Origin of the sequence: Enterobacter sp. SES19, from assembly GCF_011765665.1 — a bacterium.
Classification (GTDB): Bacteria; Pseudomonadota; Gammaproteobacteria; order Enterobacterales; family Enterobacteriaceae; genus Enterobacter; species Enterobacter pseudoroggenkampii.
Genome location: NZ_CP050320.1, coordinates 2472085 through 2488329, shown reverse-complemented (window position 1 = coordinate 2488329; position 16245 = coordinate 2472085). Strand labels below are relative to the sequence as shown.

Genomic DNA, 16245 nt, shown 5'->3' with positions numbered 1-16245 from the left:
TCATTCTTGCCGGTTTTTCACTAATCCTGCAAGGGCTAAAGTTTGTCCAACGCAAACCCAACAAAAGGTAAATGACATGAACACGACTCTCTCAGGAAAAATCGCACTGGTCACCGGCGGCAGCACCGGCATCGGTCTTGCCACGGCGCAGGAGCTGGCGGCCCAGGGCGCGAAGGTGTACATCACCGGACGACGTCAGGCCGAGCTGGACGCGGCGGTGGCTGAAATCGCTTCAACAGCAGTGGGCATTCGCGCTGACGTGTCAAAACTGGCGGACCTGGACGAGGTCTATGCCCGGATAGCCAAAGAAGAAGGCCGCCTCGATATTCTTTTCGCCAATGCGGGTGGCGGCGATATGCTGCCGCTGGGCGCGATAACCGAAGAGCAGTTTGACCGGATTTTCGGCACCAACGTCCGCGGGGTGCTGTTTACGGTACAGAAGGCGCTGCCGCTGCTGTCCGCCGGATCCTCGATTATTCTGACCGGCTCGACGGTGTCCATTAAGGGGACGGCCAACTTCAGCGTCTACAGTGCCAGCAAAGCCGCCGTGCGCAATTTTGCCCGCTCCTGGGCGCTGGATTTGCAGGGCCGTGGGATCCGCGTCAACGTGGTGAGCCCGGGTCCGATCAAAACCCCTGGTCTCGGCGATCTGGTGCCGGAAGAACATCGTCAGGGGCTGTACGACGCGCTGGCCGCTCAGGTGCCGCTCGGCCGTTTAGGCGCGCCGGGTGAGGTGGGTAAAGCGGTGGCGTTTCTGGCCTCCGACGCGGCCAGCTTTATTAACGCCACCGAGCTGTTTGTGGACGGTGGGATGGCGCAAATTTAACCCACACTGCGCCAGCAGCGGACGTCACGGCCCTCGCGTGAGGGTTGTAACGGCTGGGGACGCTCACACCCCTGCGCGGCCATCGGACAACGGTCGCGGAAGAAACAGCCTTCGGGCAGGCGGCGATTGCCGGGAAGCTCCGTTTTGCGTAAGGCCAGCGTCTCATCCAGCGGTTCACCGGTGCGGGGAACAGAGTCGAGCAGCAGACGGGTGTAAGGATGGCGCGGCTCGCCAAGCACCTGCGCGGCGCTACCCAGCTCCACAATCTGCCCAAGGTACATCACCGCCACGCGGTCGCTCATGTGCCTGACCACCGAGACGTTATGTGAGATCAACACGTAGGTCAGATTACGCTGCTGTTGCAGGGTCACCAGCAGATTGAGGATCTGCGCCTGCACGGAGATATCCAGCGCGCTGGTGGGTTCATCGAGCACGATAATATCCGGATCGGACGAGAGCGCCCGGGCGATGGCAATGCGCTGGCGCTGCCCGCCGGAGAAGGCGTGCGGGAGCCGGTCGAGATATTCCGGGCGAATGCCCACCTGCAGCGCCAGGTTTTCAGCCAGCTGACGGCGCTCGCGCTCGCTGCTGCGCTTTTGTACCCACACCGGCTCGGTGATGATGCGCCAGACCGGCAGGCGCGGGTCGAGCGAGGAGAGCGGATCCTGAAACACCATCTGCATGCCGCCCGCGTGGTGCGTCCGCTGGCAGGCACCGGTGCTGGGCTTAAGCATGCCCATCAGCAGCTGGGCCAGCGTGCTTTTCCCGCAGCCGGACTCCCCGACAATGCCAAGCGTCTCTCCCCGACGGATTTCAAGGTCGAGCCCGTTGAGCGCATGGACCTGTTCCGTCACGCGACCCAGCCAGTTTTTGCGCGCCGCAAAGTTCACGTGCACGCTATCCAGTTCCAGCAGTACATCAGACATGGTGTTTCTCCCGTTGTGGATACCAGCAGGCAGCCTGTTGGCCTTCTGCGCCATGGGGCTGCAGGCGCGGCGTTTCGCTGCATTTCGCCCCGGCGGCAAAGCAGCGTTCGCGGAACGCGCATCCCTGCGGAAGCTGGCTGAGGTTGGGGACCGTGCCGGGGATGGCGGGAAGCGGGGCGCGCGGCTGGCCGTTTTCCGGCGCGCACTGCAGCAGGCCGATGGAATAGGGATGAACAGGCTGATGGATCAGCGTTTGCGTGGCACCGCTCTCGATCACGCTGCCCGCATACATCACGTACACTCTGTCGCAGAGCTGGGACACCACGGCCATATCGTGGCTGATAAACAGCACCGAGGTGCCGCTGGCCCGCGCCTTGTGCTTCAGCAGGCGCAGCACCTGCAGCTGGACGGTGACGTCCAGCGCGGTGGTCGGTTCGTCGGCGATAATCAGCTCCGGCTCGCAGGAGAAGGCAAGGGCGATCATCACCCGCTGGCGCATCCCGCCGGACAGTTCAAACGGATAGCGCGCCATGACCTGTTTCGCGTCCGGGATTTGCATCTCTTCCAGCAGGGTAATCGCCTTCTGCTGTGCCTCATGCCGGGAAAGCGGCTGATGCTGGCGGATCACCTCCACCATCTGTTTGCCAATTCGCCGCGTCGGGTTGAGGGCAGTCATCGGCTCCTGAAAAATCATCGCGACCTTTGCGCCGCGCCACTGGCGAAGCTGCTTCTCGGACGCCGTCAGGACGTTTTCGCCGAGTAACTTCACCTGACCATGATGAATGCGGTAGCTGCCCTCCGGCAGCAGGCGCATGGTGAGCATGGCGGTCACCGACTTCCCCGAACCGGATTCGCCCACCACGCCGACAATTTCACCCCTGCCGATTTCCAGCGAGACGTGGTTCAGCGCGTGGACCTCGCCGCGAAAAATCGGGAAGCTCAGGTGCAGGTCTTCAATCTTGAGTACCGGGTCGGTCATCACTGTTTCCCTCCCGATTTCGGATCCAGCAGATCGCGGATACCGTCGCCAAACAGGTTAAAGCCCACGGCGGTAATCAAAATCGCCGCACCGGGAAACGCGCAGTACCACCACTGGTCCAGGACGTAGTTACGGCCAACGGCCACCATCGCCCCCCATTCGGCGGTGGGCTGCTGCGCCCCCAGGCCAATAAACCCCAGCGTGGCGGCCATCAGGATGGCGCTGCCGATGTCCAGCGACGCCTGCACAATCAGCGGCGGCAGGGCGTTGCGCAGGATATGCCAGCGGATCAAATGCCAGCGGGACGCGCCAAAGGTGCGGGCGGCCTGCACGTAGGTAAACTGGCGCACCACCAGGGTTTGCCCGCGCGCCAGCCGGACGTAAAACGGAATGCGGACAATCGCAATCGCCAGCATGGCGTTAAACAGGCTCGGCCCGAGCGCGGCGGCCAGCGCCATGGTCAGCACCAGGGAGGGAATGGAGAGCATAATGTCCATCATCCGCATGATGATGGCGTCGCCGCGCCCGCCGAGCACGCCGGACAGACAGCCCAGCAGCGAGCCAATGCCGCCCGCAATCACCACCACCGCCAGCCCGGCGGTAATCGACTGCTGGCTGCCCGTCAGCACGCGGCTGAACAGATCGCGGCCCACCTCGTCGGTACCAAACCAGTGCTGCGCAGAAGGCGCCTGCAGGCGGGCGGTCAGATCCAGCGCGTTCGGGTCATGCGGGACTATCCAGGGTGAGGTCACCATCAGGAAGAGCATCGCCATCATAATGACGCCGCCAACGATCGTGAGCGGGCTTTGACGCAGCATCCAGAACAGCTTTGCCCAGTTGATGCGTTGTCTGGCGGTTTTAACCGGGACGGGCGTTTCCTGCGTTAACATCATTCGGCACCTCCGCGCCCGATTCGCGGGTCAATCCACAGGTAAAGCAGATCGACCACCAGATTAACCAGCACGTAGGCCAGCGAAACAACGACGGCAAAGCCCATCACGGCAGGGAAATCGAGCGCCTGAATGGAGGTCACCACCCAGGCGCCCATGCCCGGCCAGGCAAAGACGGTTTCGGTCAGCACGGCGCCGTACAGCAGATCGCCCAGCGCCAGCCCGAGCACGGTAATCGATGGGATCATCGCATTCGGCAGGGCGTAGCGCAGGACGATATACCAGCCGGGCAGGCCGCTGGCGCGCGCGGTGCGGATATAGTCCTCGCTAAGCTGCTCCAGCATCGCGGAACGGACCTGACGCGCCACGATGCCCAGGTGAACAAACGCCAGCGTCAGCGAGGGCAAAATCAGGTGCTGCAGCGCATTGAAAAAGACCTCTCCGTTACCTTCCAGCAGTGCGTCCAGCAGATAAAAGCCGGTGACATGGGCAGGCGGGTCGAGCCAGTCGTCCAGCCTGCCGCCGCCCGGCAGGATCTGCAGGTGCCCGTAGAACAGGACAATGACGCCCAGACCGAGCCAGAAGGCCGGGGTGGAGATCCCGGTCATCGCCATTAAACGCACCAGATGATCCAGCCAGCGGTTGCGGTAAACCGCCGACAAAATCCCCAGCGGCACGCCGATGACCAGCGCCAGTACCAGAGAACAAAAGGCCAGCTCCAGCGTGGCGGGGAAAAAGGCCTTCAGGTCTTCAGCGACCGGACGCCCGGTACGGATGGAGGTGCCTAAATCACCGTGGGCCAGAGCGTCCACATAGCGGCCAAACTGTATATACAGCGGCTGATCCAGCCCTAACTGCTGGCGGATGTTCTGCACGATTTCGTCGCTGGCGCGATCGCCGGCCAGCAGACGGGCCGGATCGCCGGGGATCAGGTGTGAAATAATAAAAGTGATAATACAGACACCGGCCACCACCAGGAGTAACCCCCAGCAGCGCTGGCGCACGATGCTCCAGAACGTCATACACTTTCCCCCGGCGAGAACCGTTATTTACTCATGGTGGCGATGTTGAACACCTGCTCGAGCATTGGATTAAAGGTGAAGCCTTTGACCTCTTTGTTCATCGCCAGCTGGTAGTTCTTCTGGAACAGATAAACGTAGGCCGCCTCGTCGATGACCACCTTTTGCGCCTGCTGGTAATCTTTGGTGCGTTCCGCCTGGTCGGTGGTTTTCAGCGCCGCCTGCAGCAGGGAATCGACCTCTTTGTTCTCATAGAACGACCGGTTGCCCGGCAGCCCTTTTTTGTCCGATTCGAACCAGTAGTTCATGAACATGTACGGGTCGGCAAAGTCCGGGCTCCAGTTGCCGATGGCAATGTCGTAATCGCCTTTTCCGACGCGGTCGCGCATGGTGGCGTTGGCCAGTTTTTCCAGCTTGACGTTAATGCCGATCTTGCCAAGGCTGGCCTGCGTCGAGAGGGCGATAGGCTCCCAGTTCGGATCGTTGTCCGAGTAGAGGAAGGTCAGGCTGGCGGGCTTATCTTTGACCTTCTCCAGCGCCGCTTTAGCTTTGGCCTCATCGAAGCTGTACTGCATTGCCGTGGCGTCAAAGCCCCACATGCCTTCCGGGATCGGGCCGCGCATCTGCTTGCCGTTGCCGCTCAGAATGCCTTTCACCATCCCCTGATAGTCCGTCGCCCAGGAGACCGCGCGGCGTAAATCGACCTGGTTGAGCGGCGCTTTGCTGTTGTTGAGATAGAGGTAAGTCACGCGCAGGGACGGGTATTCGGCGACGGCCACTTTCCCTTCCTGCTTCAGGGCCGCAAGCTGATCGACCGGAAGTGAGTCGGCAATGTCCAGGTCACCGCGGGAAAGCTGCAGACGACGCGATGCGCTCTCACCGATAATTTTTACCGAGACGCGCTTGAAGTGTGGCTTCTCACCCTGCCAGTGGGGGTTTGGCACCAGCACCAGCTGCTGGCCTTTCTGCCAGCTCTTCAGCATAAACGGTCCGGAGCCGGCGGTGTTTTGCGCCAGATAGCCGCGCGCATCGTCCGCGGCATTGGCCTTCAGCACCGTCGGGTTAATGATGGAGGCGCCGTCGTTCGCCAGGGTGTAGAGGAAAGGCGCGAACGGCTGGCTGAGGGTGAACTTCACCGTATGCTCATCAACGGCATCAATTTTCAGATCTTTCGGGAAGGCTTCGGACGGCCCCTGGCTGAGCTTCAGCAGGCGCTCAAAGGAGAGTTTGACCGCCTCGGCGGTGACCGGTGTGCCGTCGGAGAATTTGGCGTTATCCGCCAGGGTGAAGGTCCACTCTTTCTGGTCGTCGGAGGCTTTCCAGCCCGTCGACAGATCGCCTTCCACCTCGGTAGAGCCTGGCTTGTACTTGACCAGACGCTGGTAGGACGGATAGGTGACGGTCCAGTCGTTGTTATCAATGGTGATGGCCGGATCGAGCGTTTGTGGGTCAGCGGCTTTGCCGATCGCCAGCATGTCTTTCGGGACGGCAGCCAGCGCCAGCGGGGCACTCAGGGCCAGCGTGGCGGCGATCAGCGTCGAGATAAGCGATGTTTTCATGGCAGTGCTCCAGGTTTAAAGAGGGGTGTGCGTCAGTGGAAAACAGGCAAAACGGTCGTCAAGCAGCGGGTAGCTGGCGGCATTCGGCAGTTCAAAGTGCCACCATTCGCTGCTGATACCCACAAAACCGCCGCCAAACATGATGGCGTTCAACAGCAGACGGTTGCGCTGGGCGTGCGGCGGCACGGAGGGGTGATACGGATGCGATCGGTCATGCATTTCATCAAAACCGGCCCCCATATCCAGCACGGCGTTATGTTCATCCATCAGGGTCACGTCGATGGCCGTGCCGCGGCTGTGATTGGAGCCAATCGCCACGTCGACCACGTATTCCGGGTTCGGACAGGCATCCCACAGCTGGGCCTGCGCCTGCTGCGGCCGATAGGCGTCGTAGACCACCAGCTTCAGACCGGCCAGCGAGGCAATGCTGATGGCTTTTGCCAGGGCGGTGGCCGCGTCGGTATGCAGCAGGCACAGCGCCTCCTGATAGATCGGGCGGCCGGTGATGTTGTCGGCGGTGGCGTACTTCAGATCGATATGCAGCGTGGGAAACGTCTTCGCCACATCAATCAGTTCACTCTCTTCGGGCATAGCTCCGCTCCTTTAGCGTTCGAATTGACCAAACTCTTGTTGTAATTGTCGGTTTACCGCCAGACGCGCCGGGAGCGCCTCACCCAGCGCTTCCACCACGCCCGACAGCAGCAGGTTGAACAGACAGCTCACGGGGGCAAGTGAATCCCAGAAATGACCGGTATCGGTTTTCACCTGCAGTAAATCAATCGGGTAATCCCGCGCCCACGGGCACCAGATGTCGGTGATTAAGGCCAGCGGAATGCCTTTCTCGCTCGCGACACGGCAGTACTGGCGGGCCATCGTGGAGTAGGTGCGCGTGTCGGTCAGCACGACATAAGGGTGTGAAAACCCCGAGTTCAGCGATTCAACCCAGCTGCCGGAAGCGCCCTCCGAATAGCTCACGCGCGGACGGAGGTACTCAAGGTGGCTGAAGAAGGCATTGGCAATCCCGCGCGTGGACTGGATCCCCAGCACAAAAACCGCGTCCGCGTGGGCGAGGTTGTGCACCACCTGACGAAAGGCATCCGTTTGTGCCAGCTGGTACACCTGCGTGATGGCATCCACCTCCAGCGACAGAGCATGCTGAAGGCGGTTGGGCAGGGGGCGCTGCTGCTGCCAGGAGTCGAGGCGCTCGTTCATGCCCCAGGGCTGGTACGGATCGCGCAGGCTCTTTTTGGCATCCTCCAGGTTGCGATACCCCAGCTTGCGCAGGAAGCGTCCGACGGTAATTCCGCTGGTCCCGCTTGCCAGCCCGACGCTCTCCGCCGTTTCAAACGGGATTTGCGCGGCGTGCGCCAGCAGCCAGCTCCCGACCCGCTTTTCGCTGGGTGTCAGCTGGCTGAAGGTCGCTTCGATACGGCTCAACATCTCAGGTTTCGTCGTCATACCGCCTCGCTGTTAACAGGCTGTCAATGGCCGAAATTGTGTTACCTGGTTAACAATGCATGACGCGTGCCATGTTCACAGGAGGGCGAAAACCCGCTGCGCAGTAAACTTCATGCAATATTTGGTTAACCAATGATCAACATTTGTGCAGCGTAGTTCACTTTTGGTGCACTGGCTGACCGGACAGGTATGAATTTGGTGAATACGTCAGCCTGTTCACATTTTTGATAAGATAGAAGCACTGAGAACATAAAAGGGATCCCTCATGGCGAATTTGCCCTGGCGAGTCAGCGTGCGCCTGATCGCGCTTGCAAAGAAAACAGGAATGGTCGTGGGGATCGTTCTGGTCGTTCTGCTGGCGGTGCGGGTGTATCTCTCGCAGCAGGGGCCGGAACTGCATCTCTGGCATACCTGGCGGGCCGATGAGATGTCCGTGCGCGAGCTGGATAACGCCGACTTTGCCGGGTACCTCGCGCGGGAAAAGGCGATTTTCACCGATCTGGATAACGCGGTGACGGCGAAAACAGCGGGCGAGGAACAAACCCCGTTAAACCGCTATTACCGTCATAGCCTGGTGTGGCCCGGTCAGTTTGCCCCCGATGCCAACCGCTCCTTTGTGCTGATGCCAGCCGGCAAGCCCCGCGGCGCGGTGGTGCTACTGCACGGGTTGACGGATTCGCCATACAGCGTCAGGCGCCTTGCCGTGAACTATCAGCAGCACGGCTTTGTGGCCGTTGTCCCGCGTCTTCCCGGACACGGCACCGCGCCCGGCGCGCTGACGGATGTTGACTGGGAAATGTGGCTGGCGGCCACGCGCCTTGCCGTACGGGAAGCCACGCGCCTGGCGGGTGATGCTGTGCCTCTGCATCTGGTGGGCTACTCCAACGGCGGGGCGCTGGCGATGAAATATGCCCTCGATGCGCTGGACGCGCCAGCGCTGCGTAAACCGCAGCAGGTGATCCTGCTCTCACCGATGATTGGCGTGACGGCCTTTGCGCGGTTCGCCGGTTTTGCCGGGCTACCGGCGCTGCTGCCGCCGTTTGCCAAAGCGGCCTGGCTGAATATCTCCCCGGAATATAATCCGTATAAATACAACTCTTTCCCGGTGAACGCCGCCCGCCAGTCGTGGCTGCTGACGAAGGCCCTGCAGGAGCAAATTGGCCGCGCGGCGCGGGAGCAACGGCTGGCGCAGCTCCCGCCGGTTCTGGCGTTCCAGTCGGTGATGGATTCTACGGTCAGCACTCGCGCGGTGGTCAGCGGCCTGTTTGACCAGCTTCCGGCAAACGGCAGCGAGCTGGTGATGTTCGATATCAACCAGGCGGCGAGCTTCCGTCCGCTCTTTAAACCGTCATCATGGACGGCCACCACGGCGCTGCTGCCGGTTGCGCAGAGACGTTACGGTGTCACGGTTATCACCAATGCGGACGAGCACAGTTTCTCGGCGGTAGCGAAAACAACTCCGGCAGGCAGCACCCGCGAGACGGTCGTGCCGCTTACGCAGGCCTGGCCGCAGGATGTCTATTCCCTGTCGCACGTTGCCGTGCCGTTCCCGCCGGATGACGATCTCTATGGTCGCGAGCCTGGGGTGAAAAACCGCTATGGCATCAGCCTGGGGACGATTGCGCTCTGGGGCGAAACGTCCGTATTGAGCGTTGGAAAAGAGGCGCTGATGCGGGTCACCTCGAACCCGTTTTACGACTACATGCAGGAGAGGATTAACAGCCGGATCGGGGACGCGAAAAAGTAACGTTCCCCTGTAGCGTGAATATGTTAGGTCGCATTGATTAAGTATGTTACATAGTAGCTTCAAGGCACCTCTCTCTCATCGGAACCCACTTTTGTGCTGACGACTCTGATCTACCGAAGCCAGTTGAATTTATCCCGCCCGTCCACCGAACTGCGGGAGCTGGTGGATCGCGCCAGGGGCCGCAACACAAAACTGGATATCACCGGCGTCCTCCTGGCAAAAGGGAATGACGTTCTGCAAATCCTCGAAGGGTCGGAAGAGAGTGTGGTCAAACTGTTCCACACCATCCGTGAGGACAAGCGGCACAGCGGGGTGGTTGAACTGATGCGGGATTATGGCCCGCGCAGACGATTCGAAAACGTCGGGATGCTGCTGTTCGATCTGCAGACGCAGTCGCCGAAAGAGGTGCTGCAGTCGGTCCTGCATTACAGCAAGCTGGACAGCTATCTCACCTCTGACGATCGGGTGTTCAAATTTATTCAGACGTTTATCATGGGCAAACGTCCGGCCCCATCGGGCGCGCGCTACACCCCTGAAAAATGGACGCTTTCACCCGAGGCGTTACCCTTTGGCGAACATCTGGGCCTGTTTACCGGACAAGCCTGCCAGTTTGCGCTGCAGCCTATTGTCGAGCCCTCGGAAGGGAAGATCAGCTCCCTTGAGGCGCTTATCCGCGGCAACGACGGCGGCAGCCCGGAGCATTTCTTCAGCAGTGTCGATCCGGACAACATTTACGAAGTCGATCTCCAGACAAAAGCCTATGCCTTTGCGCTGGCGGAAAAGCTGGGCATTGGCAGCCATAAAATCGCGGTAAACCTGCTGCCCATGTCGCTGGTGAATGTCCCTGGCGCAGTGGAATTTCTGGTCGATCAGATTAAAAAACATGGCCTTCAGCCGGAGCAGGTGGTCATTGAAGTCACTGAAAACGAGATGATCTCCGGGTTCAACCAGTTTAACAGTGCCATCAAGCAGCTTCGCGGTGAGGGGATTGGCCTGGCGATCGATGATTTTGGCTCGGGCTATGCCGGACTTTCGCTGCTGACCCGGTTCCAGCCGGATAAAATTAAAATCGACCGGGAAATTGTCAGCAACATTCACCTCAGCGGCCCGAAGCAGGCGATTGTGCGCTCCATCATCAGCTGCTGCTCCGATCTTGAAATTACCCTGGTGGCGGAAGGTATCGAGAAAATTGAGGAATGGTGCTGGCTCGAATCTGCCGGGATCCGCCGCTTTCAGGGATTCCTGTTTGCCCGGCCGCAGCTGAATGGCGTCGGCGATATCCACTGGCCGCATCTGGCGCGTTAAGTCAAATTTCCCTCCCGTTATTTCCCCTTAGCCCGGCCTGTGCTTAAATAGCTAAAACGGTTTAACATAGTTTAGCTGCGAGGATCACATGAAGAAAATCTGGGTACTTGGCGATGCGGTAGTGGATTTGCTGCCCGATGGAGAAGGTCGATTACTGCAGTGTCCCGGCGGCGCGCCGGCGAACGTCGCGGTCGGTATTGCCCGGCTGGGCGGCCAGAGCGCCTTTATCGGCAGGGTTGGCGACGATCCTTTCGGGCGCTTTATGGCGAAAACGCTCGCTGACGAGCGGGTTGACGTGACGTGGATGCGCCTTGACCCGGCGCACCGCACCTCAACGGTGGTGGTCGATTTGGACGACCACGGCGAGCGATCGTTTACCTTCATGGTGCGCCCGAGCGCCGATCTGTTTCTGGAATCTGCCGATCTGCCGACGTTCAGCGCCGGGGAGTGGCTGCACGTCTGCTCCATCGCCTTAAGCTCCGAGCCGAGCCGTTCTGCGACCTTTCAGGCGATGGCCGCCATCCGGGAGGCGGGCGGTTACGTCAGTTTCGACCCCAATATTCGCCCGGACCTCTGGCAGGATGAGAACGAACTGCGTCGCTGCCTGGATCAGGCCCTGCAGAGTGCAGACGTGGTGAAACTCTCTGTCGAAGAGCTGGCGTTTTTAACCGGAGATGTGCAGGTAAACGTCGGTCTGGACACGCTGATGGCGCGCTGCCCGGCGCGTCTGGTGCTGGTCACCCAGGGTAAAGAGGGGGTGATCGCCTGGCATGAGGGCACTGTGAAACATTATCCGGCCACCCCCGTTCAGTGTGTCGATACAACCGGCGCGGGCGACGCCTTCGTCGCGGGGCTGCTCTACGGCCTGGCCGACGGTCAGGCACTGCCTCCGGTTATCGAGCTCGCCCAGCGCTGCGGCGCGCTGGCCACCACGGCCAAAGGGGCGATGACCGCGTTGCCCTGGCAGCACGACCTGTAATTTCTCCTCTCCTGGCCGCCATCCGGCGGCCTGAATTGTCGCCTCGATCACACTTACTAAATCGGTTTAGCAAAAAAGATTGCCGATCCAAAATCCAGAGGTTTAGTATCAGCAACCTAAACCGGTTTAGCAATTTAGCACGTTTAATGACTTCTTTTAGGGATGCGACAAAATGTATAAAAAACGCAGACTTGCCGTGATGATAGGCATGCTGGCCGGAAGTACCTCTGTTTTTGCCCAAACGGATATGACAAGTATCGAAGCGCGTCTTGCCGCAATGGAGCAGCGCCTCCAGGCGGCGGAAACGCGTGCGCAGGTGGCTGAGAAGCGCGCCACCGATGCAGAACAAAAAACGCAGCAGTTGGTTGCAGCCCAGCAGCAGGCGCAAACGACGACCCAGGAGGTGGCGCAGCGCACCACCGCGCTGGAGAAGAAGGCGGATCAGACCGGCGGGTTTGAGTTCCACGGCTATGCTCGTTCTGGCCTCCTGATGAACGATGCGGCTTCCAGCAGCAAAAGCGGTCCTTATCTGACCCCGGCCGGTGAAACCGGCGGTGCGGTAGGGCGTCTGGGTAACGAAGCCGATACCTACGTGGAGCTAAATCTGGAGCACAAGCAAACCCTGGACAACGGGGCGACCACACGCTTTAAAGCGATGCTGGCCGACGGTCAGAGAACCTATAACGACTGGTCAGCTGATACCAGCGATCTCAATATTCGCCAGGCTTTCGCGGAGCTGGGCAACCTGCCTGATTTTACCGGCGCGCTGAAGGGCAGCACCTTCTGGGCGGGTAAACGCTTTGACCGCGACAACTTTGACATTCACTGGCTGGATTCCGACGTGGTGTTCCTCGCCGGTACCGGCGGCGGCGTCTATGACGTGAAGTGGAACGATTCGCTGCGCAGCAACTTCTCGATTTATGGCCGCAACTTCGGCAGCGTGGAGCAGACCGACAACAACGTTCAGAACTATATCCTCAGCATGAACCACTTCGCCGGCCCGTTCCAGCTGATGGTGAGCGGCCTGCGGGCGAAAGATAACGACGACCGTAAAGATACCAATGGCGATCTCATCAAAACGGATGCCGCCAATACCGGCGTTCATGCCCTGGTGGGTTTGCATAATGATAGCTTCTACGGCCTGCGCGAAGGGACCGTCAAAACGGCGCTGCTTTATGGTCACGGGCTGGGTGCGGAGGTGAAAAGCATCGGCTCCGACGGCGCGCTGCTGTCTGAGGCGGATACCTGGCGCTTCGCAAGTTACGGTGTCACGCCGATCGGCGGTGGCTGGAGCGTTGCGCCAGCCGTACTGGCACAGAGCAGTAAAGATCGCTACGTCAAGGGCGATAGCTATGAGTGGGTAACGCTCAACACTCGCCTGATTAAAGAGGTGACGCAGAACTTCGCGCTGGCGTTTGAGGGAAGCTATCAGTACATGGATTTAAATCCTGAAGGTTATAAGGACCGCAACGCCGTGAACGGCAGTTTCTACAAGCTGACCTTTGCGCCAACGTTAAAAGCGAGCAAAATCGGCGATTTCTTCAGCCGTCCGGAGCTGCGCCTGTTTGCCACCTGGATGGACTGGAGCAGCAAACTGGATCATTACGCCAGCGATGATGCCTTTGGCAGCAGCGGCTTCAACGCCGGCGGGGAATGGAACTTTGGGGTCCAGATGGAAACCTGGTTTTAACCCATCACGCTCCCGCCTGGCGGGAGCGTTTCGCACATCATAAAAAAGAAGTCAGGCAGAGGTATCTATGGATTTTAATCAAATCGCCCGCGAGCTTATTCCACTGCTCGGTGGCAAGGAAAATATCGCCAGCGCGGCGCACTGCGCAACGCGTCTTCGTCTGGTGCTGGTCGATGACGCGCTGGCGGATCAGCAGGCTATCGGCAAGGTCGACGGCGTGAAAGGCTGCTTCCGTAACGCCGGGCAGATGCAGGTGATTTTTGGCACGGGCGTGGTTAACAAGGTGTACGCCGCGTTTATTCAGGCGGCGGGGATCAGCGAATCCAGCAAATCGGAAGCCGCGGACCTGGCGGCGCGCAAGCTCAACCCGTTCCAGCGCATTGCCCGTCTGCTCTCCAACATCTTTGTGCCGATCATTCCCGCGATTGTGGCATCCGGTCTGCTGATGGGTCTGCTCGGCATGGTGAAAACCTACGGCTGGGTCAATGCGGATAACGCCATCTACATCATGCTGGACATGTGCAGCTCGGCGGCGTTTATCATTCTGCCTATTCTGATTGGCTTTACCGCCGCGCGCGAATTTGGGGGTAACCCGTACCTCGGCGCGACGCTGGGCGGGATTCTGACCCACCCGGCGCTGACCAACGCCTGGGGCGTGGCCTCTGGTTTCCACACCATGAACTTCTTCGGCCTTGAGATCGCGATGATTGGCTATCAGGGCACGGTATTCCCGGTGTTGCTGGCCGTCTGGTTTATGAGCATCGTGGAGAAAAACCTGCGCCGCGCGATCCCGGATGCGTTAGACCTGATCCTGACGCCGTTCCTCACCGTCGTTATCTCCGGATTTATCGCCTTGCTGATTATCGGTCCGGCGGGGCGCGCCTTAGGGGATGGCATCTCCTTCGTTCTGAGCACGCTGATCGCCCACGCGGGCTGGCTGGCCGGGCTGCTGTTCGGCGGGCTTTACTCGGTGATTGTGATCACCGGTATTCACCACAGTTTCCACGCGATTGAAGCCGGGCTGCTGGGTAACCCGTCGATTGGCGTTAACTTCCTGCTGCCTATCTGGGCCATGGCGAACGTGGCGCAGGGTGGCGCCTGTCTGGCTGTGTGGTTCAAAACCAAAGATGCCAAAATCAAAGCCATTACCTTACCGTCGGCGTTTTCTGCGATGCTGGGCATCACCGAAGCGGCCATTTTTGGTATCAACCTGCGCTTCGTTAAGCCGTTTATCGCCGCGTTGATTGGCGGCGCGGTGGGCGGGGCCTGGGTGGTCTCGGTTCATGTCTACATGACCGCCGTTGGGTTGACCGCCATTCCGGGCATGGCCATCGTGCAGGCCAGCTCGCTGCTCAACTATATTATCGGCATGGTGATTGCCTTCGGCGTGGCGTTTACCGTCTCACTGCTGCTGAAATATAAAACGGACTCTGAATAATGACGTTGCCTTCCCGCTGGCCTGCGATCCTGCAGGCCGTTATGAAAGGTCAGCCACGGGCGCTGGCGGATAGCCACTATCCGCAGTGGCACCCCGCGCCGGTGACGGGGCTGATGAACGACCCGAACGGGTTTATCTGGTTTGCCGGCCGCTACCATCTGTTCTATCAGTGGAACCCGCTGGACTGCGAGCATCGCTTTAAATGCTGGGGGCACTGGAGCTCTGCGGACCTGGTGCACTGGCGGCATGAGCCGCTGGCGCTGATGCCTGACGAAGCGTATGACCGCAACGGCTGCTACTCCGGTAGCGCCGTGGATAACCAGGGTGTTCTGACCCTGTGCTACACCGGAAACGTTAAGTTCGATGACGGCAGCCGCACGGCCTGGCAGTGCCTGGCCGTGGAACAGCCGGACGGAACCTTTACGAAGCTGGGGCCGGTGTTGGCGCTGCCGGAAGGCTACACCGGCCACGTGCGCGACCCGAAGGTGTGGCAACACGACGGGGAGTGGTACATGGTGCTCGGCGCGCAGGATGTGCAAAAGCGCGGCAAGGTGCTGCTGTTTAAATCAGCCGATTTGCACGGCTGGACGTCCTGCGGGGAGATCGCCGGTCACGGGGTTAACGGCCTGACGGACGCGGGGTATATGTGGGAGTGTCCGGACCTGTTTGCCCTCGACGGAACGCACGTCCTGATCAGCTGCCCACAGGGGCTGGCGCGCGAGCCGCATCGCTATCTCAACACCTATCCGGCCACCTGGATGAGCGGGGCGTTTGACTATGCCAGCACCGCATTCGATCACGGCGAGCTGCACGAGCTGGACGCGGGGTTTGAGTTTTACGCGCCGCAAACCACGCTGGCGGAAGATGGACGCCGCATTCTGATCGGCTGGATGGGCGTACCGGACGGGGAAGAGATGCTTCAGCCAACCCGGGCGCACGGCTGGATGCACCAGATGACCTGCCCGCGCGAATTACGCTATCGCGACGGCAGGCTCTGGCAGACCCCGGCGCGCGAGCTGACGGCGCTGCGTGAAGATGAGCAGCTCTGGCAGGGGCACGCCAGCGACGCGCCAGACCTGGACGCGACGCGCCTGGAGTTTGAGCTGGGCGCATCGCATGTGAATGTCGATTTTGGCGGTGCGCTGCGTCTCACGCTCGATGAGCAGGGTATACGCCTGGAACGCGCGAGTCTGAAAACCGGTGAAACGCTGACCCGCTACTGGCAGGGCGACGTCCGTCATTTGCGCGTTCTGTGCGACCGTTCCAGCGTTGAAATTTTCATCAATCACGGTGAAGGGGTGATGAGCAGCCGCTATTTTCCTGACCATCCGACCCGGGTGCGATTCGAAGGTGCGTCCGATATCACATTACGCTACTGGTCGCTGCGCGCCTGCATGATAGAATGAGGGTTTTGGCAGCCGGATCTAAG

General features: G+C 60.2%; 14 protein-coding genes. 7 read left to right on the top strand and 7 right to left on the bottom strand.

The annotated features are described in order from the left end of the window. Positions 1 to 76: 76 nt before the first annotated feature. A complete protein-coding gene (locus tag GXP72_RS11810) occupies positions 77 to 826 on the top strand; it encodes an SDR family oxidoreductase (protein WP_008501706.1) in 750 nt (249 codons plus the stop codon). Here the strand turns inward: GXP72_RS11810 and GXP72_RS11805 are convergent. The 7 genes from GXP72_RS11805 to GXP72_RS11775 are packed head-to-tail and all read right to left on the bottom strand — an operon-like array spanning position 823 to position 7657. Beyond that, entirely contained in the window at positions 823 to 1752 is a 930-nt protein-coding gene (locus GXP72_RS11805; RefSeq protein WP_061715078.1) for an ABC transporter ATP-binding protein, read from the bottom strand. The genes GXP72_RS11810 and GXP72_RS11805 overlap by 4 nt on opposite strands. Then, on the bottom strand, positions 1745 to 2731 hold the full coding sequence (locus GXP72_RS11800) for an ABC transporter ATP-binding protein (protein ID WP_061715079.1): 987 nt from the start codon (positions 2729 to 2731) through the stop codon (positions 1745 to 1747). Before GXP72_RS11800 ends, GXP72_RS11805 begins: the two co-directional genes overlap by 8 nt. Continuing rightward, positions 2731 to 3624 carry a D,D-dipeptide ABC transporter permease gene (ddpC, locus tag GXP72_RS11795; protein WP_061715080.1) on the bottom strand — a complete coding sequence of 298 codons (894 nt, stop codon included), beginning with the start codon at positions 3622 to 3624 and terminating at the stop codon, positions 2731 to 2733. The genes GXP72_RS11800 and ddpC overlap by 1 nt, the downstream gene beginning before the upstream one ends. Beyond that, positions 3621 to 4643 carry an ABC transporter permease gene (locus GXP72_RS11790; RefSeq protein ID WP_024909542.1) on the bottom strand — a complete coding sequence of 341 codons (1023 nt, stop codon included), beginning with the start codon at positions 4641 to 4643 and terminating at the stop codon, positions 3621 to 3623. Before GXP72_RS11790 ends, ddpC begins: the two co-directional genes overlap by 4 nt. 23 nt (positions 4644 to 4666) lie before the next feature. Next, positions 4667 to 6199, bottom strand: a complete 1533-nt coding sequence (locus tag GXP72_RS11785; protein WP_024909541.1) for an ABC transporter substrate-binding protein — start codon at positions 6197 to 6199, stop codon at positions 4667 to 4669. Positions 6200 to 6214: 15 nt separating this feature from the next. Continuing rightward, positions 6215 to 6790 (bottom strand): D-alanyl-D-alanine dipeptidase, encoded by a 576-nt coding sequence (gene ddpX / locus GXP72_RS11780; RefSeq protein ID WP_024909540.1) that lies wholly within the window; start codon positions 6788 to 6790, stop codon positions 6215 to 6217. A 12-nt stretch (positions 6791 to 6802) separates the two neighbouring features. Then, the gene (locus GXP72_RS11775) at positions 6803 to 7657 is read right to left on the bottom strand and encodes a MurR/RpiR family transcriptional regulator (protein ID WP_024909539.1); all 855 of its coding nucleotides are present in this window, start codon (positions 7655 to 7657) and stop codon (positions 6803 to 6805) included. A 265-nt stretch (positions 7658 to 7922) separates the two neighbouring features. Between GXP72_RS11775 and GXP72_RS11770 the strand changes: the two genes are divergently transcribed. From GXP72_RS11770 to GXP72_RS11745, 6 genes are all read left to right on the top strand, one after another. Further along, positions 7923 to 9404 (top strand): alpha/beta hydrolase, encoded by a 1482-nt coding sequence (locus GXP72_RS11770; protein ID WP_090416853.1) that lies wholly within the window; start codon positions 7923 to 7925, stop codon positions 9402 to 9404. Positions 9405 to 9497: 93 nt separating this feature from the next. Then, the gene (locus tag GXP72_RS11765; RefSeq protein ID WP_090416855.1) at positions 9498 to 10709 is read left to right on the top strand and encodes a diguanylate phosphodiesterase; all 1212 of its coding nucleotides are present in this window, start codon (positions 9498 to 9500) and stop codon (positions 10707 to 10709) included. An 88-nt stretch (positions 10710 to 10797) separates the two neighbouring features. Beyond that, on the top strand, positions 10798 to 11688 hold the full coding sequence (locus tag GXP72_RS11760) for an aminoimidazole riboside kinase (protein ID WP_208762900.1): 891 nt from the start codon (positions 10798 to 10800) through the stop codon (positions 11686 to 11688). 172 nt (positions 11689 to 11860) lie between these two features. After that, positions 11861 to 13378, top strand: coding sequence for a carbohydrate porin (locus tag GXP72_RS11755; RefSeq protein ID WP_208762899.1), 1518 nt, complete (start codon positions 11861 to 11863; stop codon positions 13376 to 13378). A 67-nt stretch (positions 13379 to 13445) separates the two neighbouring features. Then, the gene (locus tag GXP72_RS11750; RefSeq protein ID WP_024909534.1) at positions 13446 to 14816 is read left to right on the top strand and encodes a sucrose-specific PTS transporter subunit IIBC; all 1371 of its coding nucleotides are present in this window, start codon (positions 13446 to 13448) and stop codon (positions 14814 to 14816) included. Next, positions 14816 to 16222, top strand: coding sequence for a sucrose-6-phosphate hydrolase (locus GXP72_RS11745; protein WP_208762898.1), 1407 nt, complete (start codon positions 14816 to 14818; stop codon positions 16220 to 16222). Before GXP72_RS11750 ends, GXP72_RS11745 begins: the two co-directional genes overlap by 1 nt. Positions 16223 to 16245 lie beyond the last annotated feature (23 nt).